Source organism: Bifidobacterium moraviense, assembly GCF_012932365.1.
GTDB lineage: Bacteria > Actinomycetota > Actinomycetes > Actinomycetales > Bifidobacteriaceae > Bifidobacterium > Bifidobacterium moraviense.
On sequence record NZ_JAAIIH010000001.1, the window covers coordinates 714,917 to 738,144 of the forward strand.

Below are 23,228 nucleotides of genomic sequence, written 5' to 3' on the forward strand. Positions count from 1 at the left end.
TCCGCGCGTCAACCGAACCCCCAGAAAGGATCCATCAATGCCCAAAGCCTATGAGAACGCCGGCGTGAGCGTCGAAGCCGGCTACGAGGTCGTCAAGCGCATCAAGTCGCACGTGGCCCGCACCAACCGTCCCGGCGTGGTGGGCGGCATCGGCGGCTTCGGCGGCCTGTTCGACCTCGCCTCCCTCGGCTACAAGGAGCCGGTGCTGATCTCCGGCACCGACGGCGTGGGCACCAAGCTCGTCGTCGCCAAGATGGCCGGCAAGCACAGCACCATCGGCATCGACTGCGTCGCCATGTGCGTCAACGACATCGCCGCGCAGGGCGCCCAGCCGCTGTTCTTCCTCGACTACATCGCCTGCGGCAAGAACGACCCGGCGCTGCTCGAGCAGGTCGTCGCCGGCGTGGCCGACGGCTGCGTGGAGTCCGAGGCCGGCCTGATCGGCGGCGAGACCGCCGAGATGCCCGGCATGTACGCCGAGGACGAGTACGATCTGGCCGGCTTCGCCGTGGGCGTGGCCGAAAAGTCCGCCATCGTGGACGGCTCCGGCATCGCCGAAGGCGACGCGCTCATCGGCCTGCCCTCCACCGGCGTGCACTCCAACGGCTTCTCCCTGGTGCGCAAGGCCCTGTTCGAGCAGGCCGGCTACACCGTGGACACCGAGCTTCCGGAGCTCGGCGGCGCCAAGCTCGGCGACGTGCTGCTCACCCCCACCAAGATCTACGTGAAGACCCTCAAGCCGCTGTTCGCGGCCGGCGTGGTCAAGGGCGTCGCGCACATCACCGGCGGCGGCTTCATCGAGAACATCCCGCGCATGATCCCCGACGGCCTCGCCGCCGAGATCAAGCTCGGCTCCTGGCCCGTGCTGCCGATCTTCGACGTGCTGGAGAAGGCCGGCCAGATCGACCACATGGAGATGTTCAACATCTTCAACATGGGCATCGGCATGGTGCTCGCCGTGGACGCCTCCCGCGCCGACGAGACGCTGCGCCTGCTCGAGGAGCACGGCGAGAAGGGCTACCTGCTCGGCTCCATCGTGCCCGACGCGGACGGCACGCAGATCTCCCTCAAGTGACGTCCATCGGATATCTGGAAAGGATTCGTGAATCAATGGGTTCCAAGGTTCTGGTCATCGGTTCCGGCGCGCGCGAGCACACCATCGCCTACACGCTGCTCAAGTCCCCCACCGTGGACGAAGTGACCGTCATCCCCGGCAATCCGGGCATGGAGCGCGACGGCATCAAGACCTCGCAGCTGTCCGTCACCAACCACGCCGCGCTCAACGACTACGTCAAGGACAACGGCATCGACTGGGTGTTCGTCGGCCCCGAGGTCCCGCTCATGGAAGGCATCGTCGACGACTTCGCCGCAGCCGGCATCAAGGCGTTCGGCCCCAACAGGGCCGCCGCGCAGATCGAAGGCTCCAAGGACTTCGCCAAGCGCCTCATGGAGAAGTACGACATCCCCACAGCCGCCTACCGCACCTTCGACGAGCTGGCCCCCGCCGAGGCGTACGTGCGCGAGCACGGCGCGCCGATCGTCGTCAAGGCCGACGGCCTTGCGGCCGGCAAGGGCGTCACCGTCGCCATGGACGTGGAGTCCGCGCTCAAGGCGCTCGAGGACATCTTCGTCGACCACCGCTTCGGCGCGGCCGGCGCCAAGGTCGTCATCGAGGACTTCCTCGACGGTCAGGAATTCTCCCTCATGAGCTTCGTGGACGGCGAGAACTTCTGGCCCATGCCCATCTCGCAGGACCACAAGCGCGCCTACGACAACGACGAGGGCCCCAACACCGGCGGCATGGGCGCCTACAGCCCGGTCCCGCAGATCGGCCAGGACGTGGTGGACACCGCCATCGAGACCATCGTGCGCCCCATGTGCAAGGCCATGGTCGCCGAGGGCGTGCCGTTCACCGGCATCCTCTACGCCGGACTCATCGCCACCGCCGACGGCCCCAAGGTCATCGAGTTCAACGCCCGCTTCGGCGACCCGGAGACCGAGGTCGTCCTGCCGCGCCTCACCTCCGACCTCAACGCCGGCATCACCGCCATCCTCGAGGGCCGCACCCCCGAGTTCACGTGGACCGACAAGGGCGCCACGCTCGGCGTCGTGCTCGCCTCCGACGGCTACCCCGTCAACGTCATCAAGGGCGCTCATGTGCCCAGCATCCCCGTCGACGAGGACTCCCACGTCTACTACGCCGGCGTCGAAGCCGGCTCCGAGCCCGGCTCCCTCGTCGCCGACTCCGGCCGCGTCCTCTTCGTCCAGGTGCACGCCGACTCCATCAAGGCCGCGCAGGACAAGGTCTACGGCATCATCGACAAGCTGGAGATCCCCGGCATGTTCTATCGCCACGACATCGGCGCCAAGGCCCTGAAGTAGATCGGCGGAGCGTCGTCAGCTCTTCAGCCGGTGGCCGGGATTCGGTGATCGGCGGGCAGCCAACGCGTCATAGGGCCGCCGTCCGACTTGGATCGGACGGCGGCCCTCGCGTATCCGCGTTCGGCATGTGCCCAGATGCGTCCGTCCCACACCATGCGCTGCCATCCCCGCGGTTGTAGAATGATTGAAGATGAACAGAACCGATCAAAGGGGATTACCGTGAGTGTTCAGACGCCCGAAGCCGTGGCGCACATCCGCATCAACGACCGCATCGAACCGGTGGATCTCGTTCCGGGAACGCCGGTGCGCGTGCGCTGGTGGCCGGCGCAGGGCGCGACCGCCTACCGCGTCACCGTGACCGACCGTCCCGACGCCGAGGCGCCGCTGTGGCGCTCCGGGCTCGTGGACGGCGTCGCCGCGACGATCGAAAACCTCGTCACTTCGCCGTCCGCACGCTACTGGGTCGCCGTCGAATCCGTGGACGCGGACGGCGGATCGGCGATCTCCACACCCGTGACCTTCGGCACCGCGCCCGCGGCGGACGGCTGGACCGCCACGCCGATCTGGGCCGACCAAGCGACCGCGTCCAGCGGCGCGAACGACTCCTCCCCCGCGTTCCCCGGACTGACCGAGGACAGCAGCGACGCCGGCGACGCGTTCTTCCAGCGTCCCACCATCAAGCAGACCGAACACAACGGACTCGGCTGGGCGTTCCTGCACGGCGAGTTCGACGTGCCGGACGCGCCCGTGCTCTGGGCCACGCTCCACATGACCGCCGCCAGCGTGAAGCCCGGCCGCCAGTTCGTCTACCGCGCCTGGCTCAACGGCGCGTTCGTAGGCCTCGGCCCCACGTTCCCCACCGGCGACGAGGCGCGCACCGACGGCTTCGACGTGACCGGTCTCATCCGCCCCGGCGCGCGCAACGCGATCGGCGTGGTCGCGTGGACGCTGGAGGACCGCCGCTTCCTCGCCCAGCTCGATCTGGGGCTCGCCGACGGACGCGTGCTGCACCTCGACAACGGCGGCGCGGACACCCCGGCGATCTCCTGGACCGGCATCGTCGGCAACGCCGCCTACCCCGACTCCCTCTCCAGCGGCACCCAGTACTGCGAGTCCCCGTCCGAGGACCTGCAGGCGCAGCACTACCCGTTCGACCTCGCCGAGGCGGGCGGATGCGCCGGCTGGCCCGCCGCCGCCGTGCGCGAGCCGTTCGCCGCGCTCGAGCCCAACCCGGCGGACAAGGTGACGGTGGACTACGAGCCCGTGGCCAGGGCGACGCGCATCGGCGAGGGGCACGTGGTGCTCGACTTCGGCCGCGCATGGATGGGCGGCATCCGCCTGAGCCTCGGCGGAATCAGCGACAACGGCGGCGAAGACGTCGACGTGCGTATCCGCTACGGCGAGGTCCTCAACCCAGACGGCACCGTCAAGTACCAGCTGAGCGCCTTCAACACGTACGAGGAGACGTGGCACGTCCCCGCGGGGGACCCGGCCGCGCAATCCGCGCAAGCCCTGGAATCCTGGGGCCTCAAGGTGTTCCGCTACGTGGAGCTCATCGGTGCGGACGACGCCGCGTCGCGCGCCGCAGTGGACGCCGTCGCCGCACATCCCGAGACCGTGGACGCCGCCGCGATCGTCTACCCGTTCGACCGCTCCGCCGCCGACTTCACGTCCTCCGATGCCACGCTCAACCGCGTCTGGGACTTCTGCCGCAACACCATCGAGGCGTTCGACGGCCCCATCTACGCCGATTCCTGGACCCGCGAGCGCGCCGCCTACGAGGCGGACGCCTGGCTGCAGTGGCGCGCGCACCTGACGCTGGACGACTCCCCCAGCGTTGGCGCCTATTCGGTGGACTATCTCATCGCCAACCGCACATGGCCCACCGAGTGGCCGCTGTATCTCATCCTCGCCGTGCACGACGCGTGGATGGCCACCGGCTCGCTCGAGCAGGCGCGCCGCGACTACGACCGTCTCACGGAGCTGCTGCCCGACCGCTACCTCGACGAGGAGTCCGGGTTCGTGGTCAAGGATCCGGGCGATTCGAGCGTGATGGACGGCGATCTGGTGGACTGGCCGCCGGCGGAGCGCGACGGGTTCACGTTCGGCCGCGTCAACACGGTGATCAACGCGCTCGCCTCGCAGGCCTACGCGGACATGGCTGAGCTCGCGCACGCTCTGGGCCGCGCGGACGACGCCGCGCGCTTCGCCGACGTGGCCGCGCGCATGCGCCGCGCCATCAACGAGCGCCTGTTCGACGACTTCCAGGGCGCGTATCTGGACGGTCTGGACACGGGCGCGGACGGCCACCCCATCAACCACGCCTCCGAGCACGCCTCCGCGTTCGCGCTGGCGTTCGCCCAGGTACCGGCCGACCGCGTGCGGCGCATCGGCACGTTCCTGGAGGCGAAGGGCATGGCGTGCAGCGTCTACGCGGCGGCCGTGCTGCTGGACGGTCTGTACCGCGCCGGGTTCGGCGACCTCGCCAACCGTCTGATCGCCTCGCACGAGCATCCGCGCAGCTGGTGGAACATGATCCGCTCCGGCGCCGGCGGCACGTCCGAAGGCTGGGACGTCTCGATCAAGGGCAACACCACGTACTCGCACCCGTGGGCCGCGTCCCCCGCGTTCCTGCTGCCGCAGGGCGTGCTCGGCATCCGCCCGACGAAGCCGGGATACCGCGAGTTCGCGGTGACGCCGCAGCTCGGTTCCCTGCGCGAGGTATCCGCCACGGTGCCCACGCCGTTCGGTCCCGTCCGCGCCGAGGCGCGCCGAGACGACGCCGGTGCCACGTCCGTCACGGTGACGGTCCCCGCGTTCACCGTCGCAACGGTGGAGATCGACGGCGAACGCCATACCGTCCCCGGCCCCGCCCACGTCGCCCTGTAGGCGCGTCGCCCTGCGCGGATCGCAGGGCCGCCCCGCTGTCATCCTGAGCAGTTCGCAGGGCCGTCCTCCCCGTCATCCTGAGCAGTTCGCAGGGTCGTCCTCCCCGTCATCCTGAGCGGAGCCCGCAGGGCGGAGTCGAAGGATCCTTGGCATACCGCTCATCAAGGATCCTTCGCTCCGCTCAGGATGACCGAAAACAACCACTCAGGATGGCTGAGAACAACCAACCCCTCAGGGCACCCGAGAACAACCCACCCATACTGGCCGGAAACAAACCCCTGTCGCCCTGCTCGGATCGCAGGACCGCTCTCTCGGTCATCCTGAGCGGAGCCCGCAGGGCGGAGTCGAAGGATCCTTGGCATACCGCTCATCAAGGATCCTTCGCTCCGCTCAGGATGACCGAAAACAACCCCTCAGGATGACTGAGAACAAACCTGGTCAGGATGACTGAGAACAAACCTGGTCAGGATGACCGAGAACGACCAACCCCTTAGAGCGCCCGAGAACAACCCCACTCATTCCGACCGGAAACAACCCCGGTCGGACTCCGGAATTCCCGCGGTTCCGCGTCCGGCCGGGCGTCGCCCTGCCCTGTCGCCCTGCGCGGAATCGCCGTCCCCGACCCTTGAGCTTGCCTCGCGCCCCTGTTAGTCTTCGAATCTGGAAGAGTATCGCTGGTTGTTTGAGGCGGGTATCGCATGATTTCCAAGGTTCTGTTGGGTTTGCCGGGCGCGGACATGCGCCGTTCGGTGTGGATGGGCGTGCTGGCGGCGCTGGCGTCCCTGTGCGAGGTGGCGATGGTGTTCGTCGTGTGCCTCACCGCCGGGGATCTGCTGGGGCTGGCGGTCCCCGCATGGACGTTGCCCGTGGTCGGCGACGTGCGCGTGGCGTTCGCGGCGATGCTGCTGCTCATCGCGGCGCGCACCGCGCTGGGCGCCGGCGTGAACGCGATCTCCACCGCCGTGGCCGGCGACATCAACAAGGCGCTGGCGGACGCGATGTACATGGGCATGTTCCGCGCCGACCGCGCCGAGACCGCCAACGCGCAGCGCGACGACGAGGCGAAGCCGCTGGCCAACCAGTCGCTCGCCATGCTCTCCGTGGAGGGCGTGAAGGCGATCATCAACTACTTCACCGGCTACATCCCCAACTTCGTCCAGACGATGCTCATGATGCTCGTGGCCGCGCTCACGCTGATCCCGCTGAACTGGGCCGCGGGCCTGATCATCATCGTGGGCATGGCCGCGCTGCCGATGGCCGCCAACGCCTCGCGCAAGAAGGACGTGGCGGTGCAGACCCGGCAGCTCAAGCAGTACGAGCACGTGGGCGTGCGCTTCGAGGAGGCGCTGCGCGGCCTGAACACGCTGAAGATCTTCGACGCGGACGCGCGCGAGAGCGAACGCCTGTACAAGGATTCCGAAGGCTTCCGCCGCATCACGATGGCCGTGCTGGGCGGTCAGCTGCGCTCGCTCATCGCCTCGGATCTGGTGATCTACCTCGCGGTGATCGCCGCCGCCGTCACCGCCGCGCTCACCGGCGCCGGACGTCCGGAGGGGCTCATGGTCACGGTGATCGTGCTGGTGGCCGGCGTGCGCCTGTTCGTGCCTGAACGCCAGCTCGTGTACCTGACGCATCAGGCCGTGGTGGCGATGAAGCAGGGCAAGGCCATCGCCGCCGCCATCGCGTCGGCCGACGACCGGAACGCGCACGACGCCGCGGACGCCGATGCCGAAGCCAACGCCGACGCGCAGACCGACGCCGACCGCCCGCTCACGCTGAACATCAACGACGGCATCAAGGCCGAGCATCTCACCTTCACCTACCCCAACGGCTTCACCGCGCTGAGCGACATCGACCTCGACCTGCCGGTGATCGGCCACGTGGCCGTGGTGGGCCCGTCCGGCTCCGGCAAGAGCACGCTGGTGAGCCTGCTCACCGGCGAGCGCCGCGACTACGCCGGCAGCCTGAGGATCGGCGGCGTGGAGCTGCGCGACCTCACGCAGACGCAGATCATCGACGCGGAGACCGTGGTCCGGGGCACCGATCACCTGTTCAGCGGCACGCTGCGCTACAACCTCGATCCGGCGGCGCACGGCTACTCCGCGCAGGAGTTCGACACGGTGCTGCGCGGCGTGGACCTGGACCGCGAGATCGACGACCGCGCAGGCTACGACGCGCCGGTGGCGCCGCAGGGCGGCAACTTCTCCGGTGGCCAGAAGCAGCGGCTCATCATCGCGCGCGGCCTGCTGCGCCACACGCCGATCTACATCTTCGACGAGGCGACGAGCGCCGTGGACCGCGACCACGACGAGACGCTCGCCAACCTCATGACCATCCTCGCGCAGAACGCGCTGGTGATCACCATCACGCACCGTCTGGCCGGCATCCGCAACGCGGACGAGATCATCGTCCTGGACCACGGCGGCGTGGCCGAACGCGGCGACTTCTATTCGCTGGTGGCGCGCAACGGCCTGTTCGCCGCGGAATGGCAGGAGCAGGAGCGCATCGAGAACGCGCAGAACGATACCGACGCACGCAACGAGACCGAGGAGGCGGCGCGATGAGCACGGCGAACGTCATGGACGCGAAGACCAAGGTGGACGGCGCGATGATCGCGCGCATGTTCCGACAGATCCGCCCCCTCGCCGGCGTGGAGGCCAAGGCCATCGTCTGCGGCTCGCTCGGACATCTGCTCGCCGTGGCCGCGGTGATGCTGGGCGTGGTCGGCGCGGTGGACTGGTACCGCGGAGAGCCCGCCGCGGCGTGGATCGCGGCGGCGGTCGTGTGCGCGCTGCTGGTGGGTCCGTGCGCTTTCGGCGAACAGTTCAACAACCACGAGCTCGCGTTCCGCCTGCTGCGCGACATCCGCACGCAGGTGTTCGACACGATGCGTCGTCTCGCCCCCGCCAAGCTCAAGGAGCGCGGACGCGGCAACCTGGTGACGATGCTCACCGAGGACATCGAGCTGCTGGAGCTGTTCTACGCGCACACGCTCTCCCCCATCGCCATCGCCGTGGTGTGCGGCGTGACCAACGGCGTGGTGCTCACGTGCATCGATCCGTGGCTGGGGCTCGCCGCGTTCGTCTCCTATCTGCTCATCGGCCTCGCGCTGCCGTTCGCGTTCGCGGACGTCACGTTCCGCACCGCTTTCCAGGAGCGCGAACGCCAGGGCCGTCTGCACACCGATCTGCTGGAGGCGCTGGACGGCCGCCGCGAGCTGATCGCGCTCGGCGCCGGCCCCAACACGCGCGAACGCCTGCAGGCGGACACGCGCGCCATGACGTCGGCCCGCCGCCGCACGCGCAGGGTCACGGGCGTGAACGCGCTCATCACCGAGACGCTCGTGCTGGCGTGCCTCGCGGTGTTCGCCGTCGCCGTGTGGCTGCTCGTGGACAACGGCGTCATCACCGATCCGGCGCTCGCGCTGGCGGCGCTCGGCGGCTACGCGGTCTCCTTCCCGCCGCTCGTGGCGGTCTCGCGTCTGGGCTCCGGCATCCAGCCCACGTTCGCCGCGGCGCGCCGCGTGTTCACGCTCATGGACGAGACGCCGGCCGTGCGCGAGCACGAGGGCGACGAGGGCGTGAAGCTGGGCGAGTTCACCGGAGTGACGGCGTCGAACGTGTGCTTCCGCTACCCCGGCACCTCCACGAACGTGCTGCGCGGCGTGGATCTGGAGATCGCGCCCGGCGACGTGATCGGCGTGCAGGGCGACAACGGCGCCGGCAAGTCCACGCTCATCGACATCCTGATGCGCTTCCGCGACGCGACCGGCGGCACGGTGACCGTCTCCGACCAGCCGATCGACCGCGTGAACACGCCGTCGCTGCGCGCCACGGAGACGCTGGTGAGCCAGGACACGTTCATCTTCTCGGACACGCTCGCCGGCAACATCGCCGTGGCGCGTCCGGACGCCACGCGCGAAGAGATCGCGGACGCCGCGCACGCCGCCTGCCTGGACGAGGTGATCGACCAGTTCCCGGACGGTCTGGACCACATGCTCGAGCGCAACGGCTCCGAGCTGTCCGACGGGCAGAAGCAGCGCGTGGCCGTGGCGCGCGCGTTCCTGAGCCGCGCGCCGTTCATGCTGTTCGACGAGCCGACCAGCAACATGGACGCGCTCACGGAGGGTCAGGTGATGCGCGCGCTCATCGACCAGCAGCACGGTCGCGCCTACCTGATCGTCTCGCATCGTCCGGCGGTGCTCGCGCACGCCAGCCGCGTGCTCACCATGGAGCGCGGCAAGCTGGCGTAGCTCCCCGGTCATCCTGAGCGGAGCCCGCAGGGCGGAGTCGAAGGATCTCCCCGCTCATCAAGGATCCTTCGCTTCGCTCAGGATGACCAAAAACACCCCCGTCGCCCTGAGCGGATCGCAGGACCATTCTCCCCCGGTCATCCTGAGCGGAGCCCGCAGGGCGGAGTCGAAGGATCCTTGGCATACCGCTCATCAAGGATCCTTCGCTTCGCTCAGGATGACCGGGGACAAGCCACTCACTCCGACCGAAAACAAACCACTCAGGATGACCGGGAACAACCCCCGCCTGCCAGCGGAACGGTCACCGCGTCGAGTCCGTCGGCGCGCACCGTGATCCCCGCGTCTGCCGGCAGCGCCGCCGTCCCGCACGGCACCCGCAACACGGCCTGCGCGCGCCCGAAGTACGTGGTGCATCGCGGGGTGGCGAACTCGTCCGGCGTGATCGGATTCGCGCTGGCCACGCCCTCCAGCGTCACGCCCGCCTGCTGCGCCGCCGCGGTGAGCGTCACCGTCACCGCGCGATCGTCGGCCGACCGCACCTCGCCGCGCGCGTCGGCGATCGCCAGATCCACGTAGAGCAGCTCCCCCGTGCGGAACCGGTCATCGTCACGCCCATACGGCGACGCCAGCCGTTCCGTCACGCGCACGTCCAGTCGCGCGTCGTCCCCGGCGGATCGGACCGCGTCGCGCCCCAGCTCCCGCCCGTCGCGGTCCAGCGCCACGGCGACCAGCTCCCCCGGCTCGTACGGCAGCAGGAACTCGGCGCAGCAGCGGCGCACCGGCTGCTCGTCCACCGTCCGGCCGTCGAGTTCCAGACGCACGCGTGCCCCGCCGGAGAACACCTGCACCACCGCGGTGCGTCCTTCGAACCCGTGCCACGACCAGCTGTGCACGCCGTCGTGCCCACGCTCGATGAACCGCATGGTCCGGTTGAGCCCGTGCCGCCGGTCGTAGCCGCTGAGCCGCAGCGTGTTGAGCAGGCCGTCCACCGCGCGCTGCACGACGTTGTGTCCGCGCACGGAGCCGCCGTAGAGCAGCGTCATGGGGCGCACGGTGACGTACGGCGTGCGACGCGCGCCGGTGACGATCATGCGGTAGTACGCCTGCGCGGTGGGCCGCCCGGTGATGTCCACGAGTCCGCTCGCGCCCAGCAGCGCCGGGTAGCGGCGGTAGGGCGCGGTGCGCATGCCAGCGAGTCCCAGCCGGTCGCCGAACTGCCGCTGCCAGCCGCCCGCGTCGCGCGCGCCTGCGTACGCCCACGCGCTCACCGACGCCTCGCCGATGTAGTCCCATCCGGTCCACACGAAGTCGCCGATCAGATACGGCAGCCGCAGCGCCGCCGGCCAGTTGGCCATGATGTCCTGCGGGTACGTCTCGCTCGCGCAGAACACGCGCTCCGGGTGGCGCCGGTGGAAGTACTCGGGCCCTTCCTTGCAGTAGTTGAGTCCGGCCACGTCCGTCTCGGCGAACACGCGGCGCGTCTGCCTGCCCATGATCCCGGTGCGCAGCGTGAGTGGCATGAGCCGGTCGATGAGCGTGAGCATCGCGGGGCCGGACGCGTGCTCGAGCGTGGTGTTGAGTCCCGGCTCACCCTCCACCCTGGGATCGGCCTCGTCCGGGGCGGCGTTGGTGCGCGCGGCGAACATGAGCGAGATGGTGTTCACGCAGTCGATCACGGGGACCGCGTCGTCGAGCGCGCGGATGGTCTGCGTCATGCGTCGGGCCTGCACGGCGGCGCGCGGCGACTTGGTGTCCGCGATCTCGTTGCCGATCGAGTACAGCGCCATGCACGGGTGGTTGCGGTCCTTGCGCACCATCGCGCCGAGTTCGCGCGCCCATTCGGTGCGGAAATGCGCGGCGAAGTCGTGGCTGGTCTTGTGCATCCACCACATGTCGAACGCCTCGTCCATCACCAGCAGACCGGTCTCGTCGCAGGCGTCCAGGAACGCCTTGGACAGCGGGTTGTGGGCGGAACGCACGGCGTTGAACCCGGCGTCCCTGAGGATGCGGGCGCGGCGGAATTCGGCCTGATCCCACGTGGCGGCGGCGAGGATGCCGTTGTCGTGGTGCACGCAGCCGCCGTTGAGCACGATCCGCCGTCCGTTGAGCGTGAATCCGCGTGCGGCGTCGCAGGCGATCGTGCGGATGCCGAAGCGTTCCGCGTGCGTGTCCAGCGGCGCTCCGATCGGCGCGGCGTCGCGCAGCGTGATGCGTGCGACGTACAGGTGCGGCGCGTCCGGCGACCACAGACGCGCGTGCGGCACGGCGATGCGCAGTTCGCGGTCGGCGGGGCCGGATGCCGTGATCGGGACGATGATGGGGGCGGCGGCGCGGCCGTGCGCGTCGGCACGCCACGGCGTTACCGTGATGTCGAGCATGGCGCCGGGCGCGGCGGCGGTCGGCAGTCCTTCGACGGCGACGCCGATCGTGGCGGTGCCGTCCGTGGCGACGTCGATCGTGCGGATGCGCACCGCGTCGGGGCGAATCACGGGCCGGGTTACAGGGCGGGCCGTCGGACGGCCACCTGTGGCGCGGGACGCCGGACGAAGCACGGGGCAGTCCGCGGGGCATGCGATGCCGCCCGATGCATCGTCGGACGCCCCATCAGATGCACCGTCGGATGCACCGTCCGTCACGCCCGCACACCGCCGCCACAGCCACACCGGACGGTAGATGCCGGCGCCGGAATACCAGCGGCTGTTGGGGATGGCCGTGTTGTCCACGCGCACCGTGATCTCGTTCGTCCCCGCATGCAGCAGCGGCGCGACGTCCGCGAAGAACCCGCCGTAGCCGTAGTGCTGCTCGGCCGCGACCGTGCCGTTGACCTCGACCGTCGCCCCCGGATAGACGCCCTCGAACTCCAGCAGCCACGGGTCGGCGACGCTCCTCGAGTCATTGCCGACCGTGGCATCGAAAACCTCGAACCGCCGCCGGTACTCGTACGCCCCGCCCGGGTAGTAGCCGGTGTTGTAGGAGTTCGGCGTGCGCGGATCGCGGCGCTCGTGCACCATCGCGTCGTGCGGCAGCGTCACCGACCGCCATGCCCCGTCGGCCCGGTCGCCCCGCTCGTCCGCGACCCTGCGGAACTCCCAGCCTTCGTTCCAGTCGAAGCGTTTCATGGCATATCAGTGTAGTCTGGCGAAGGTTCGCGGGCCCTTCGCGTGGGCATCCGATCGACACTCGGCCCTCGGATGCCCACTCAGACGCCGCTCAGCGCACGGCGCCGGCGAACTGGTCCACGAGCGCGTCCATCCAGTCGGTCAGGTCGGCGTATTGCGCCGGCATCTGCTCGGTCAGCTCCACGATCGGCACGTTCGCGGCCTTGGCGGCATCGGTGATCTGACCGGTGACGGAATCGGCCTCCTGCGTGTTGAACACCAGCAGGCGGATCGACCCGGCCGCGAGCGCGCCCGTGTACGCCTTGAGGTCGGCCGGGGTCGGCTCGCTCTCGTTGGCGGCGGCCTGCGCGTAGCCGGTGGGCGTGACGTCCTTCATGCCCAGATCGTCGGCGAGGTACTTGGCCACGGATTCGGTGGCGGCGTACGGCAGGTTCCCGAGCTTGGCGGAGGCGTCCCTGATCTTCGTCTCCAGCGCCGACTCGCGGTCCTTCCACGCCTTGTTGAGTTCCTCGAATTCGCTCTGGTGCGAGGGCGCGGCGGCGATGTAGGCCTTGGTGATGGCGTCGGCGGTCGCCTCGCGCGCCTTGGCGGAGAACCAGACGTGCGGATTGTCGCCTTCCCTGATCCCCGCGGCCTCGGCGGCATCCACCACCGTGGCCTTGGTGCCTTCTGTCGCCTTGGACGCCCACGGGTCGTAGTCGGCGCCGTTGACCACGGCCACCTGCGCCTCGGCGAATCGCGTGACGTCCTGCGTGGTGGGTTCGTAGTCGTGCGCCTCCACGTTGACGTTGCTCATGATGGCGGTGACGTCCACGAGGTCGCCGCCGAGGTCCTTGGCCACGGATCCCCACTGGTTGATGCTGGCGACGGCCTCGATCTTCCCCGCGTCCGATGCGCCCGACGCGGCGCCCGCGGCGTTCGCGGCGTCCGACGCGTTCGCGGCGCCGCACGCCCCCGCGACCAGCAGGATTCCGGTGGCCACGACCGCCACGCAGGTGCGCCTGACGAACCGCATGATGTTTCCCGATGACATGGATGCTTCCTCTCCATTGCGGCGGACGTTCCGCGCCCGCCTTGCTGTGCTTGCGACACCACCATAGCATGATATTGATATCGGTTATCATTAGTGTGTCGCAAAAGCGGTGCTTCGGTCTTCGCAAATACGAAAAGCCGCCCGACCCGCGCATCAATCGCAAGCCGAGCGGCCGTCCCGCCATCCCGAGCGGAGCGCATTCCTCCCCGGTCATCCCGAGCGCAGCATCCTCCCCCGTCATCCTGAGCGGAGCGCATTTTTTCTCCCCCGCCATCCCGAGCGCAACGCCCTTCCCCCGTCATCCTGAGCGAAGCGCAGCGGAGTCGAAGGATCCCCTGACCACCGCACGTCAAGGATCCTTCGACTCCGGCCTACGGCCTCCGCTCAGGATGACAGAAGGAAAGCGCAACCGCCTCCACTCAGGACGACAAGAAGGCAAACACCAGACACCGTCCAGGATGACAGGAGGCAACCACGGCAACCTCCGTCCAAGCTGACGAGGAAGCAAGCGACTCGGAACGGCGGGGAGGCCGAGTCACGCGGCGGATTCGGCCTTCGATCCCGCTGAGCCCTCCTCCGCCTTCTGACAGTCGGGGCACAGCCCGAACACCTCCACGGTGTGGTTGGACACCGTGAACCCGTATTTCGAGGCGGTCCGGCGCACCCACGTCTCGCTGGGCGGCTCGATCTCCACCGTGTGGCCGCATCGCGTGCACACCAGATGATGATGGTGCACGTCGTCGCCGCACAGGCGGAACAGCTGCTGCCCGCCCAGACGGATCGTGTCCGCCGCGCCCGAGTCGGCGAGCGCGTTGAGCTGCCGGTACACGGTGGCGAGCCCGATGCGCTGTCCGGCGTCCTCGAGCTTGCGGTGCAGCTCCTGCGCGGAGATGAACTCGTCGCATTCCTTGAGCGCCTCGCGGATGTGCTCCTTCTGTCTGGTCTGGCGTTCCATGCGTTCGTTCGCCATGGGGCCGCTACCTGCGGTACTTCTTCAGGTCGTCCCAGCAGCCGGTGGCCTCGAGCGCGTCCACGGTGGCCGCGGTGTCGTCGGTGAGCACGGTGATGTGGCCCATCTTGCGGTCGTGGCGCACCTGCGCCTTGCCGTAGTCGTGCACGTTCCACTCGGGGTGCGTGGCGATCTGCGCGCGCGTGGGCATGACGTGCTGGCCGAGGACGTTGACCATGACGGCGGGGCTGAGCAGCCTGGGCTGGGGCAGCGGCCAGCCGGCGATGCCGCGGATGTGCGCGTCGAACTGGTCGATCGAGCACGCCTCGATGGTGTAGTGGCCGGAATTGTGCGGACGCGGGGCGAGCTCGTTGACGATGACCTTGTCATCCTTGGTGACGAACAGCTCGATGGCGAGCGTGCCCGCCAGTTCGAAGCCACGGGCGAGGCGCAGCGCCAGCTCGTGGGCCTCGCGCTCGATCTCGGGGCTCACCTCGGCGGGGGCGATCGTCATGTGCAGGATGTTGTTGCGGTGGTCGTTGCGCACGATCGGGAACGTCACGAAGTCCTTGCCGTTGCCGGACACGAGGATGGACGCCTCGAACGCGAAGTCTACGAACCCTTCGAGGATCGAGGACGGGAAGCCGCCGCCGCGGTCGCCGCGCGCGCGGATCTTCTCCAGATCGGAGTCGTTGCGCAGCACGTGCTGGCCGTGGCCGTCGTAGCCGCCGGAGCGGGTCTTGAGCACGCACGGGTAGTGCAGTTCGTCGATCGCCGCGTCCAGCTCGTCGAAGTTGTTGACGGCACGCCACGGCGCGGTAGCCGTGCCATGCTCGTTGATGAACGTCTTCTCGTTGACGCGGTCCTGCGTCACGCGCAGCAGATCCGTGCCCTGCGGCGCGGCCACGAGGTGACGCACCTCGTCGATGGCCTCGGCGTCCACGTTCTCGAACTCGTAGGTGAGCACGTCGGCCTTCTCGGCCAGATCGTGGATGGCGGTCTTGTCGTCGTATTCGCCGACGACCTGGAAGTCAGCCACCTGCGCGGTCGGGCAGTCGGGAGTCGGATCGAGCACGCCGATGCGGAATCCCATGTACTTGGCGGACAGCGCCATCATGCGGCCGAGCTGACCGCCGCCGATGATGCCGATCGTGGCGCCCGGCTGCAGCATGGTGACGGCGCCGTTGGTTTCCTCAGACAAGCTGGGCATTGGACTCGGCCACCTTCTCCTTGAGTTCGTCACGGTAGTCCTGCAGCGCCTTGGCGAGGCGCTCGTCGTTGGTGGAGAGGATCTGCACGGCGAGCAGACCGGCGTTGGTGGCGCCGGAGTTGCCCACGGCGGTGGTGGCGACCGGGATGCCGCCGGGCATCTGCACGATGGACAGCAGCGAATCCCATCCGGAGAGCGCATGGGAGCGCACCGGCACGCCGATCACGGGCAGCGTGGTCTGCGCCGCCACCATGCCGGGCAGGTGGGCCGCGCCGCCGGCTCCGGCGATGATGACCTTGAAGCCGTTGCCGCGCGCCGCGTGGGCGAATTCGCCCATGAGCTCCGGCGTGCGGTGCGCGGAGATCACCTGCTTGTGGTAGGCGACGCCGAACTGATCCAGTACGTCGCACGCGCGCTTCATCGTCTCCCAGTCGCTCGCCGACCCCATGATCACGGCGACTTCGGGCTTGTTGTCTTCGGCCATAACGGCAATCCTCCGCTCACTGATGAGAACCTAATGAGAATAAGAACCACTGTAGTCCCAGCGCTCGATACGCGCCTCGCTGCGGGTTCCGGCGGTTCGTTGTCTCGTCCCGAGGCCGAACCGGATGCCGGTGCCGTCCCCCGTCCGCATTCGCGTCCGATTCCGTACCAGACGATACAAAAGCGGACGCCCAGCCACCGCCAGCGTCCAATCCTGTACCAGCCGATACAAAAACGGACGCTCACGCTCGCCCAGCGTCCGTTTTCGTACTGGTCGATACAAGAATGGACGCTCGTGACCACTCAGCGTCCGATTCCGTACCAGACGATACAAAAGCGGACGCTCGAGGTCGTCCAGCGTCCGATCCTGTACCATCCGATACGAAAACGGACGCTCAGCCACCATCACCGTCCGATCCTGTACCGGTCGGCACAAAAACGGACGCTCAGACGCCATCAGCGTCCATTTTCGTACTGGTCGATACGAAAACGGACGCAACAACGATGCTCCCGGTCACACGCGCCGCACTCGGCGCCAAGATCGGCGGAACCGGCAGGAATGACAGTGCCGGGCCATCTGTCCATCCGGCCATCCGCATTGTCGTGCCGCGTCGCCACGCGGCACGCCCCCGCTACAGCTCCACGACTACCTTGCCGAACACCTCGCCGCCGGCCAGCCGCGCGAACGCCTCGGGCGCCGCATCGAGCCCCGCGAAGCGCGAATCAACCGCGGGATGCAGGTCGGCGTGCTCCACGAAGCGCAGCAGGCGTGCGAAGTCCTCGCGGCTGCCCATCGTCACGCCCTGCACGCGGATGTCCTGGAAGAACACGCGCGTCAGCTCCGCGCCCGGCTGGTCGCCGCTCGTGGCGCCGCACGTGGCGATCACGCCGCCGGGGCGCACGGACCGCACCGAATGGCCCCACGTGGCGGCGCCCACCGAATCGATCACCGCATCCACCTTGCGCGGCAGACGGGCGCCGGTCTCGAACGCCGCATCCGCCCCCAGAGCCACCGCACGCTCGCGCTTGGCCTCGGAACGGGACGTGACGAACACCTCGAGCCCCGCCGCATGCGCCAGTTGGATGGCCGCCGTGGACACGCCGCCGCCCGCGCCCTGGATGAGCACCGCGTCGCCGGGCAGCACGTTCGCCGCGCGGAACAGCAGCGAGTACGCGGTCAGCCAGCTGGTGCCGAGCGCCGCGGCCTCGCCGAAGTCCAGATTCGCCGGCTTGGGGAACACGTTGGCGCTCGGCACTGCCACGCGCTCGGCCATCGTGCCCGGGTAGCGCTCGGAGAGGATCGACCTGCGCTCCCCCGGCGCCACGCCCGCGCCGTCGGTACCGATGAACGTGTACGGCACCACCTCGGCGCCGGCCCTGAGCCCGTGTTTGCCGGGGATGTCCTCGGCGAGCACGCCCGCGGCGTCGGTACCCAGGATCATCGGCGTCTGCTCGGCGGAGAGTCCCACGCCCATGAGGCTCCACAGGTCGTGGTGGTTGACCGTCACGGCCCGCACCTCGATCGGGGACCAGTAGGCGCGCGGCTCCGGCGCGGGCAGCTCCCCCACCTCGAGCTGCGCCAGCGGATCCTCGCGGTTCACCCCTGCTGCGTATACGGCCTTCATCGTCGCTCCTTCACGTTCGTCTTCACGTTCGTATGCTTCGCGCGCGTCCGTGCGCGGCTCCCATTGTCCCCGCATTCCCCGACGTGCGACGCGGACCGGACGACGCGGACCGGACGCCCCGCGGCGATACGAAGATTTTGGGACGGCTTGCCGAGGCTCGGTCGCGGGGCGCGCGGTTTCGCCTACACTGACGTGCAGTCAGAAACGCTGAGGGGAAGGAGCCGCATATGGCCGTCGGATTGGGATTGCTGGACACGATCGGATCCCCCGACGACCTCAAGCGACTGTCCCCCGACCAGCTCGCCGCGCTGTGCGGCGAGATCCGCGGCGCGCTGCTGCGCTACGGGCATCTGCACGGCGGGCACATCGGCTCGAATCTGGGCGTGGTGGAGCTCACGGTGGCGCTGCACGCGGTGTTCGATTCGCCGCGCGACCGCATCGTGTTCGACGTCTCGCACCAGAGCTACGTGCACAAGATGCTCACCGGTCGCGCCGCCGCGTTCACGGATCCCGCGCGCTTCGGCGAGGTGACGGGCTTCACGAACCCGGACGAGTCCGCGCACGACCAGTTCGTGCTGGGCCACACCGGCACGTCGATCTCGCTGGCGTGCGGGCTCGCCAAGGCGCGCGACATGGCGGGCGGCGCAAGCGTTGCGGGCGGAGCAAGCGTTGCAGGCGGAGCAAGCGTTGCCGGCGGCGCAAGCGGCATCGGCAACGTGGTGGCGGTGATCGGCGACGGCTCGCTCAGCTCCGGCGTGGCGTTCGAGGGCCTCAACAACGCCGCCGAGCAGGGCGGCAACCTCATCGTGGTGGTGAACGACAACGAGATGTCCATCGCCGGCGACTTCGGCGGCATGTACGCCACGCTGGCGCGGCTGCGCGCGTCGGACGGCACCGCGCAGCCCAACCTGTTCGAGGCGTTCGGCTTCGACTACCGCTACGTGGGGCGCGGCAACGACGTGAACGCGCTCGTGGAGGCGCTGCGCGCGGTGAAGGACATCGATCATCCCGTGGTGGTGCACGTGCACACGATGAAGGGGCTCGGCTTCCCGGAGCCCGCGCAGGACGGCGACGCGCACGGCGTCGGCGCGCAGGGCACCGATCGCGACGCGCGCGATCACGCCGCGCACGATCACACCGCCCACAACATCGACCACGCCGAGCCGTGGCACTCCGACCACTGCACGCTCACCGACGCGGCACCCCACGCCGGCCAGTGCGAGGCGTCCCACTGGCAGACCCCGGACGCGGCGCTGGGCCGTCCGGACGATCCGCGCAAGTACTACGGCAAGCTCGCCATGGCGTCGCTCGAACCGCGCTTCGCCGCCGAACCGGGACTCACCGTGGTGGTGCCCGCCACGCCCGGATCCAACGGCATCACGCACGACTTCCGCGAGCGCGCCGGTGCGCACTACGTGGACACCGGCATCACCGAGTCGCACGCGGTGGCGTATGCGGCCGGGCTCGCCAAGGCGGGCGGCATGCCCGTGGTGGCCACCACGGCGTCGTTCTTCCAGCGCGCCTACGACCAGTTCTTCCAGGAGATGAGCCTCAATCGCACGCGCGTGACGATCCTCGACTTCCTGGGCGGCCTGTCCGGTTCGGACAACACGCATTCGGGGGCGTACGACGTGCCGATGTTCGCGAACATCCCCGGCGTGACGATGCTGTGCCCCACGTCCGGCGCGGCGATGCTCGACGATCTGGCGTGGGCCACCATGCCCGCGGGCGCGCCCGGTTGCCCGGACGGTCCGGTGGTGATCCGCATGCCCGGCGAGCGCATCCTTGAGGCCGAGCGTGCGGCGGGCTCGGCCGGGGACGGGCCGGATCTCGAGGCGGGCGCGGCATACGGGCGGCGCATCGCGGCGATGCACGAGACGGGGACCGCGGGCGTGACATCCTCGGAGGCCAAGGAGTCTGGAGCGTCCGAGGATTCTGAGGCATCCGCATCCGGGACGTCCGGAACATCCGGGGTTCAGACGGTCCCGCTGCCGACCACCGCTCCGCTCACCTGGTCCGTCGTGCGTCTTGCCGACGCCGATCGGGACGGCGGCAACGTGGCGATCCTCGCGCTCGGCAACACGCTGCCGCTGGGCCGTCGCGTGGCCGATCGTCTCGACGCCACGCTCGTGGATCCGCGTCAGTGCTCGTCGCTGGACGTGGCCGCGCTGGAGTCGCTGTGCGCGACGCACCGCATCGTCGTCACGCTGGAGGACGGCCAGCTGGAGGGCGGCTGGGGCGAGAAGGTCACCGCGTACTACGCCAACCATCGGGACGGGGACGATTGCGATGATGCCGACACGGGCCGCATTGACGACGCGGATCACGCCGACGATGCGGGTCACGCCGGACGCATCGGCCGCGCTCCGATCGTCCTCAACGTGGGCGCCGCCAAGGAGTTTACCGATCGCGTCCCGCTCGCCGCGCTGGAGGAACGCTACGGTCTGACCTGCGACGCGATCGTCGCGCGGATCGAGAAGGCTCGGCGCGTGCTCGCACAGGATCCGCGTGATCGTGCGTGACCCCGGCATGATCACGCATGACCTGCAAGAGCCGCACACTCGCGCATGACCCGCGGGAGTCGCACGACCTGCAGGATTCGCACGACCCGCACGTCTCCGCCCGTCCCGCCGGCTCGCTAGACTAGGCAAGGTTTGGCCCCGTAGCTCAGCTGGATAGAGCATGTGACTTCTAATCTCAGGGTCGCCGGTTCGAGCCCGGCCGGGGTCACCAGAAAGCCCCTCGGAACCGTTGGAATCCCGCGGTCCCGAGGGGCTTCGTCGTCGCGGAAGCCCCATCATTCCCATCACCCATAGCGGCAGAGCGTCGGATGCCGCAGCACATCCGCACTGACCCCCTGCAGCGACGAGCAATTCCCCCCCCCCGAACTATCGTGAGCTGAGTACGTTGCATACGATGCGGCCGAAAGACGCGGAGAGACTACGTCTGGCCGTCAGACGCAATCCACAGCCGCTCGAATGAAGGCGGCCGATCAGTGAGGAGAAATCATGGGAATCAGGAAAAAGACGGCCGCGGCGGTCGCCGGCGTGCTGCTGCTTGCCGGAGTTGCGGCCTGCGGAAGTCAGACGAGCCAGTCGAACAACGCTGCGGCGTCCGGAACCGGCAACGTCAGCAATTCCGCCGGCGACGCGGCCAAGGGTTCCATCGAAGATTGGATGAAGAGCAACTGCATCACCGCCGCGGATGCCGACAGCCTTGGCAACAGCAGGGCCGCAACGCGCGTGAAGAACATGGACTCAAACAGGTGCGCCGTGCTGCTCAAGGACGGCGAACCGCTCACATTCCCGCTGTACGACCACAAGGACAAGTGGGTGGGCGAGGAGACCGTCAAGGTCGCGCACACGTTCAAACCTGCGTCATCGAACAACGAGGCGAACGGCGAATGGGCGCAGACTCTCATCATCTCCACCAAGCAGGAGGCCGAGGCATCCGACGGCACCACCTACGATACCGATCGTTCGCCGTTCGGTCAGTTCCCCGAGATGACCGCGTTCTTCGACGAGGACGCGGAGCAGGGCACCTCCTCCGGAAGGAGTGCCGATCCCGATGACGATGACGACAGCATGCCGATGCCCAACCAGTCGAAGACTTACGTCAGCTCGTTCAAGGACACGCAGCTGACTGACGAGTCAGGATACGTCATCTACAAGTTCGATGCGTTCGACGCTATCCAGATCCTGAAGTAGCGTCCCGACCGCCCAAAGATCGAGACCATTCCAGATCTCCGCCCATGTGCCGCAGATTGGGCAAAACCGACCATCCGATTTGCCTGCCGCACCGCAGATTTGGCAGAAGTGACCCCGGGGAGCGTTGTGGGACGCTCCCCGGGGTCACTTCTGCCAAATCTGCATTTTCGGACGCCGAACGCATGGTCAGATCCGCCAAATCTGTGTCCGAGTCCGGTGAGAGATGGGCGGTCGGTCCGTCAGCGGTCGCCGTAATGGGTGCGGCAGGAGATGATCTCCAGCCGTCGCTCGTCGCCGACGCCCCGAATGCGGTAGACGATCCGGTTGGCGGAGTCGATCCTGCGAGACCAGTATCCGGAAAGATTACCCCGCAGCGGCTCGGGAAGACCCATGCCGTTGCGCTCGATGTCGCGAATCAGCAGATTGACGCGTTTGAGCAACTTCCGATCCGTGGACTGCCAGCGCAGATAGTCGTCCCACGCCTCGTCGGTCCATACCTTGAGCATTCGTTAGTCCTCGATCAGTTCGTGAGGCTTGCCCATCCCGGCGTCCATCTGCGCCGCCGAACGTTCCAGATGCCGCATGTTCTCCGCGGAGTAGAACGGATCGGCGGTCACGCTGAACGGGATGCGACGCTCGCGCACCATCGTCTTCGCGAAGATGTTGAACGCGGTGCTCATGCTCAGTCCAAGCTCATCGCACAGCGCCGTCATGTCCTTCTTGGTCTGCTCGTCCAAGCGAACGTTCACCACCGCAGTAGCCATGATCTCACCTACCATTCAATATCGAAACACCATTCAAACAATATTATTATGGCACACAATTCATATACAACAAGTGACGAATCCCCAAACAGCATAGGACGACGAGAATCCCAGCAAGGCAACAAGCAACATCTCCTCCTCGGCAACTACCCCGATGCATAGCGCGGATTGGATGGAACGAACGGACCGCATCGGACCACTGCAGACCTGTTCACATGCCACCTCACACCTCCGCACACCACTGTGCTATATGCATTCCGTAGATTTGGCAGAACTGACCATCCGTTTCACCTGCCGCGACGCAGATTTGGCAGAAGTGACCCCGGGGAGCGTCCTACAGCGCGCTCCGGGGTCACTTCTGCCAAATCTGCATCTTCGATGCATCAAGCGCATGGTCAGAAATGCCCAATCTGCGATCGCAGGTCCCGTCGAGACCCCGTCGAAACCCCGTCAAGACCCCTATCCACGCACCGACGACCGGACGAGACGGACACTCAGAACAAGGGACCCGACTTCTGAGTGTCCACCTCGGGAAGAGACGCCGAAGCGTCCGCGACGAGCCACAGGAAAACCGCGGAATTCCGCCGTTCTTGAGATCGACGGAAAGCAGATTCGCCCCGGTCTTCCCGAAACGGACACTCAGAAGTTGGGTCCCTGCTTCTGAGTGTGCCCATCCAGGCCCGCAGCGGTCATAACTGCCCGCATCGCTCGTCGCGAACCATGCACGGCCACACGGAACGGAACGTCATATAGCGCAACATGCCCTGCGCGCAGTCAAGCCGCGCGGCGCACAGCCGAACCGCGCCGCGCACGAA

15 protein-coding genes and 1 tRNA gene are annotated in these 23,228 nt (G+C 68.1%); 8 read left to right on the forward strand and 8 right to left on the reverse strand.

Annotation, left to right across the window (positions count from 1 at the left end; genetic code table 11):
* Window positions 1-37: 37 nt before the first annotated feature.
* The 5 genes from purM (at window position 38) to G1C96_RS03180 (ending at window position 9,523) form a co-directional block, all read left to right on the forward strand.
* A complete protein-coding gene (purM, locus tag G1C96_RS03160; RefSeq protein ID WP_169275158.1) occupies window positions 38-1,075 on the forward strand; it encodes a phosphoribosylformylglycinamidine cyclo-ligase in 1,038 nt (345 codons plus the stop codon).
* A 35-nt stretch (window positions 1,076-1,110) separates the two neighbouring features.
* Window positions 1,111-2,382, forward strand: coding sequence for a phosphoribosylamine--glycine ligase (gene purD, locus G1C96_RS03165; RefSeq protein WP_169275159.1), 1,272 nt, complete (start codon window positions 1,111-1,113; stop codon window positions 2,380-2,382).
* Between the two features lie 219 nt (window positions 2,383-2,601).
* A complete protein-coding gene (locus G1C96_RS10195) occupies window positions 2,602-5,271 on the forward strand; it encodes a family 78 glycoside hydrolase catalytic domain (protein WP_169275160.1) in 2,670 nt (889 codons plus the stop codon).
* 698 nt (window positions 5,272-5,969) lie between these two features.
* Entirely contained in the window at window positions 5,970-7,835 is a 1,866-nt protein-coding gene (locus G1C96_RS03175; RefSeq protein ID WP_169275161.1) for an ATP-binding cassette domain-containing protein, read from the forward strand.
* A complete protein-coding gene (locus tag G1C96_RS03180) occupies window positions 7,832-9,523 on the forward strand; it encodes an amino acid ABC transporter ATP-binding/permease protein (protein WP_169275162.1) in 1,692 nt (563 codons plus the stop codon). Before G1C96_RS03175 ends, G1C96_RS03180 begins: the two co-directional genes overlap by 4 nt.
* 260 nt (window positions 9,524-9,783) lie before the next feature.
* On the opposite strand, the gene G1C96_RS03185 is transcribed toward G1C96_RS03180, so the two are convergent.
* From G1C96_RS03185 to G1C96_RS03210, 6 genes are all read right to left on the reverse strand, one after another.
* Window positions 9,784-12,642 (reverse strand): glycoside hydrolase family 2 TIM barrel-domain containing protein, encoded by a 2,859-nt coding sequence (locus G1C96_RS03185; protein WP_169275163.1) that lies wholly within the window; start codon window positions 12,640-12,642, stop codon window positions 9,784-9,786.
* Window positions 12,643-12,733: 91 nt separating this feature from the next.
* Complete coding sequence (locus G1C96_RS03190) at window positions 12,734-13,675, reverse strand: metal ABC transporter solute-binding protein, Zn/Mn family (protein WP_240945058.1); 942 nt, start codon at window positions 13,673-13,675, stop codon at window positions 12,734-12,736.
* A 535-nt stretch (window positions 13,676-14,210) separates the two neighbouring features.
* A complete protein-coding gene (locus G1C96_RS03195; protein ID WP_169275164.1) occupies window positions 14,211-14,645 on the reverse strand; it encodes a Fur family transcriptional regulator in 435 nt (144 codons plus the stop codon).
* Between the two features lie 7 nt (window positions 14,646-14,652).
* Window positions 14,653-15,834 carry a 5-(carboxyamino)imidazole ribonucleotide synthase gene (purK, locus tag G1C96_RS03200; RefSeq protein ID WP_169275165.1) on the reverse strand — a complete coding sequence of 394 codons (1,182 nt, stop codon included), beginning with the start codon at window positions 15,832-15,834 and terminating at the stop codon, window positions 14,653-14,655.
* The gene (gene purE / locus G1C96_RS03205; RefSeq protein WP_169275166.1) at window positions 15,818-16,318 is read right to left on the reverse strand and encodes a 5-(carboxyamino)imidazole ribonucleotide mutase; all 501 of its coding nucleotides are present in this window, start codon (window positions 16,316-16,318) and stop codon (window positions 15,818-15,820) included. Before purE ends, purK begins: the two co-directional genes overlap by 17 nt.
* Before the next feature lie 631 nt (window positions 16,319-16,949).
* A complete protein-coding gene (locus G1C96_RS03210; RefSeq protein ID WP_169275167.1) occupies window positions 16,950-17,942 on the reverse strand; it encodes a zinc-binding dehydrogenase in 993 nt (330 codons plus the stop codon).
* A gap of 227 nt (window positions 17,943-18,169) precedes the next feature.
* Here G1C96_RS03210 and G1C96_RS03215 point away from each other — a divergent pair, with 227 nt between their 5' ends.
* The 3 genes from G1C96_RS03215 (at window position 18,170) to G1C96_RS03225 (ending at window position 21,649) form a co-directional block, all read left to right on the forward strand.
* Window positions 18,170-20,464: a 1-deoxy-D-xylulose-5-phosphate synthase gene (locus G1C96_RS03215; protein ID WP_169275168.1), complete on the forward strand. Its 2,295-nt coding sequence runs from the start codon at window positions 18,170-18,172 to the stop codon at window positions 20,462-20,464.
* A 134-nt stretch (window positions 20,465-20,598) separates the two neighbouring features.
* Window positions 20,599-20,675, forward strand: a tRNA-Arg gene (locus G1C96_RS03220).
* Window positions 20,676-20,950: 275 nt separating this feature from the next.
* The gene (locus tag G1C96_RS03225; RefSeq protein WP_169275169.1) at window positions 20,951-21,649 is read left to right on the forward strand and encodes a hypothetical protein; all 699 of its coding nucleotides are present in this window, start codon (window positions 20,951-20,953) and stop codon (window positions 21,647-21,649) included.
* 239 nt (window positions 21,650-21,888) lie between these two features.
* Here the strand turns inward: G1C96_RS03225 and G1C96_RS03230 are convergent, their stop codons facing one another.
* On the reverse strand, window positions 21,889-22,155 hold the full coding sequence (locus tag G1C96_RS03230; RefSeq protein ID WP_169275170.1) for a Txe/YoeB family addiction module toxin: 267 nt from the start codon (window positions 22,153-22,155) through the stop codon (window positions 21,889-21,891).
* A 3-nt stretch (window positions 22,156-22,158) separates the two neighbouring features.
* Window positions 22,159-22,413 carry a type II toxin-antitoxin system RelB/DinJ family antitoxin gene (locus G1C96_RS03235; protein WP_169275171.1) on the reverse strand — a complete coding sequence of 85 codons (255 nt, stop codon included), beginning with the start codon at window positions 22,411-22,413 and terminating at the stop codon, window positions 22,159-22,161.
* Between the last annotated feature and the right edge of the window lie 815 nt (window positions 22,414-23,228).

What these genes read in the sequence shown, in the direction of transcription:
- purM (WP_169275158.1), top strand. Translation starts at nt 38, where the DNA reads ATGCCCAAAGCCTATGAGAACGCCGGCGTGAGCGTCGAAGCCGGCTAC.
- purD (WP_169275159.1), top strand. Translation starts at nt 1,111, where the DNA reads ATGGGTTCCAAGGTTCTGGTCATCGGTTCCGGCGCGCGCGAGCACACC.
- G1C96_RS03175 (WP_169275161.1), top strand. Translation starts at nt 5,970, where the DNA reads ATGATTTCCAAGGTTCTGTTGGGTTTGCCGGGCGCGGACATGCGCCGT.
- G1C96_RS03180 (WP_169275162.1), top strand. Translation starts at nt 7,832, where the DNA reads ATGAGCACGGCGAACGTCATGGACGCGAAGACCAAGGTGGACGGCGCG.
- G1C96_RS03185 (WP_169275163.1), bottom strand. Translation starts at nt 12,642, where the DNA reads ATGAAACGCTTCGACTGGAACGAAGGCTGGGAGTTCCGCAGGGTCGCG.
- G1C96_RS03190 (WP_240945058.1), bottom strand. Translation starts at nt 13,675, where the DNA reads ATGTCATCGGGAAACATCATGCGGTTCGTCAGGCGCACCTGCGTGGCG.
- G1C96_RS03195 (WP_169275164.1), bottom strand. Translation starts at nt 14,645, where the DNA reads ATGGCGAACGAACGCATGGAACGCCAGACCAGACAGAAGGAGCACATC.
- purK (WP_169275165.1), bottom strand. Translation starts at nt 15,834, where the DNA reads ATGCCCAGCTTGTCTGAGGAAACCAACGGCGCCGTCACCATGCTGCAG.
- purE (WP_169275166.1), bottom strand. Translation starts at nt 16,318, where the DNA reads ATGGCCGAAGACAACAAGCCCGAAGTCGCCGTGATCATGGGGTCGGCG.
- G1C96_RS03210 (WP_169275167.1), bottom strand. Translation starts at nt 17,942, where the DNA reads ATGAAGGCCGTATACGCAGCAGGGGTGAACCGCGAGGATCCGCTGGCG.
- G1C96_RS03215 (WP_169275168.1), top strand. Translation starts at nt 18,170, where the DNA reads ATGGCCGTCGGATTGGGATTGCTGGACACGATCGGATCCCCCGACGAC.
- G1C96_RS03225 (WP_169275169.1), top strand. Translation starts at nt 20,951, where the DNA reads ATGGGAATCAGGAAAAAGACGGCCGCGGCGGTCGCCGGCGTGCTGCTG.
- G1C96_RS03230 (WP_169275170.1), bottom strand. Translation starts at nt 22,155, where the DNA reads ATGCTCAAGGTATGGACCGACGAGGCGTGGGACGACTATCTGCGCTGG.
- G1C96_RS03235 (WP_169275171.1), bottom strand. Translation starts at nt 22,413, where the DNA reads ATGGCTACTGCGGTGGTGAACGTTCGCTTGGACGAGCAGACCAAGAAG.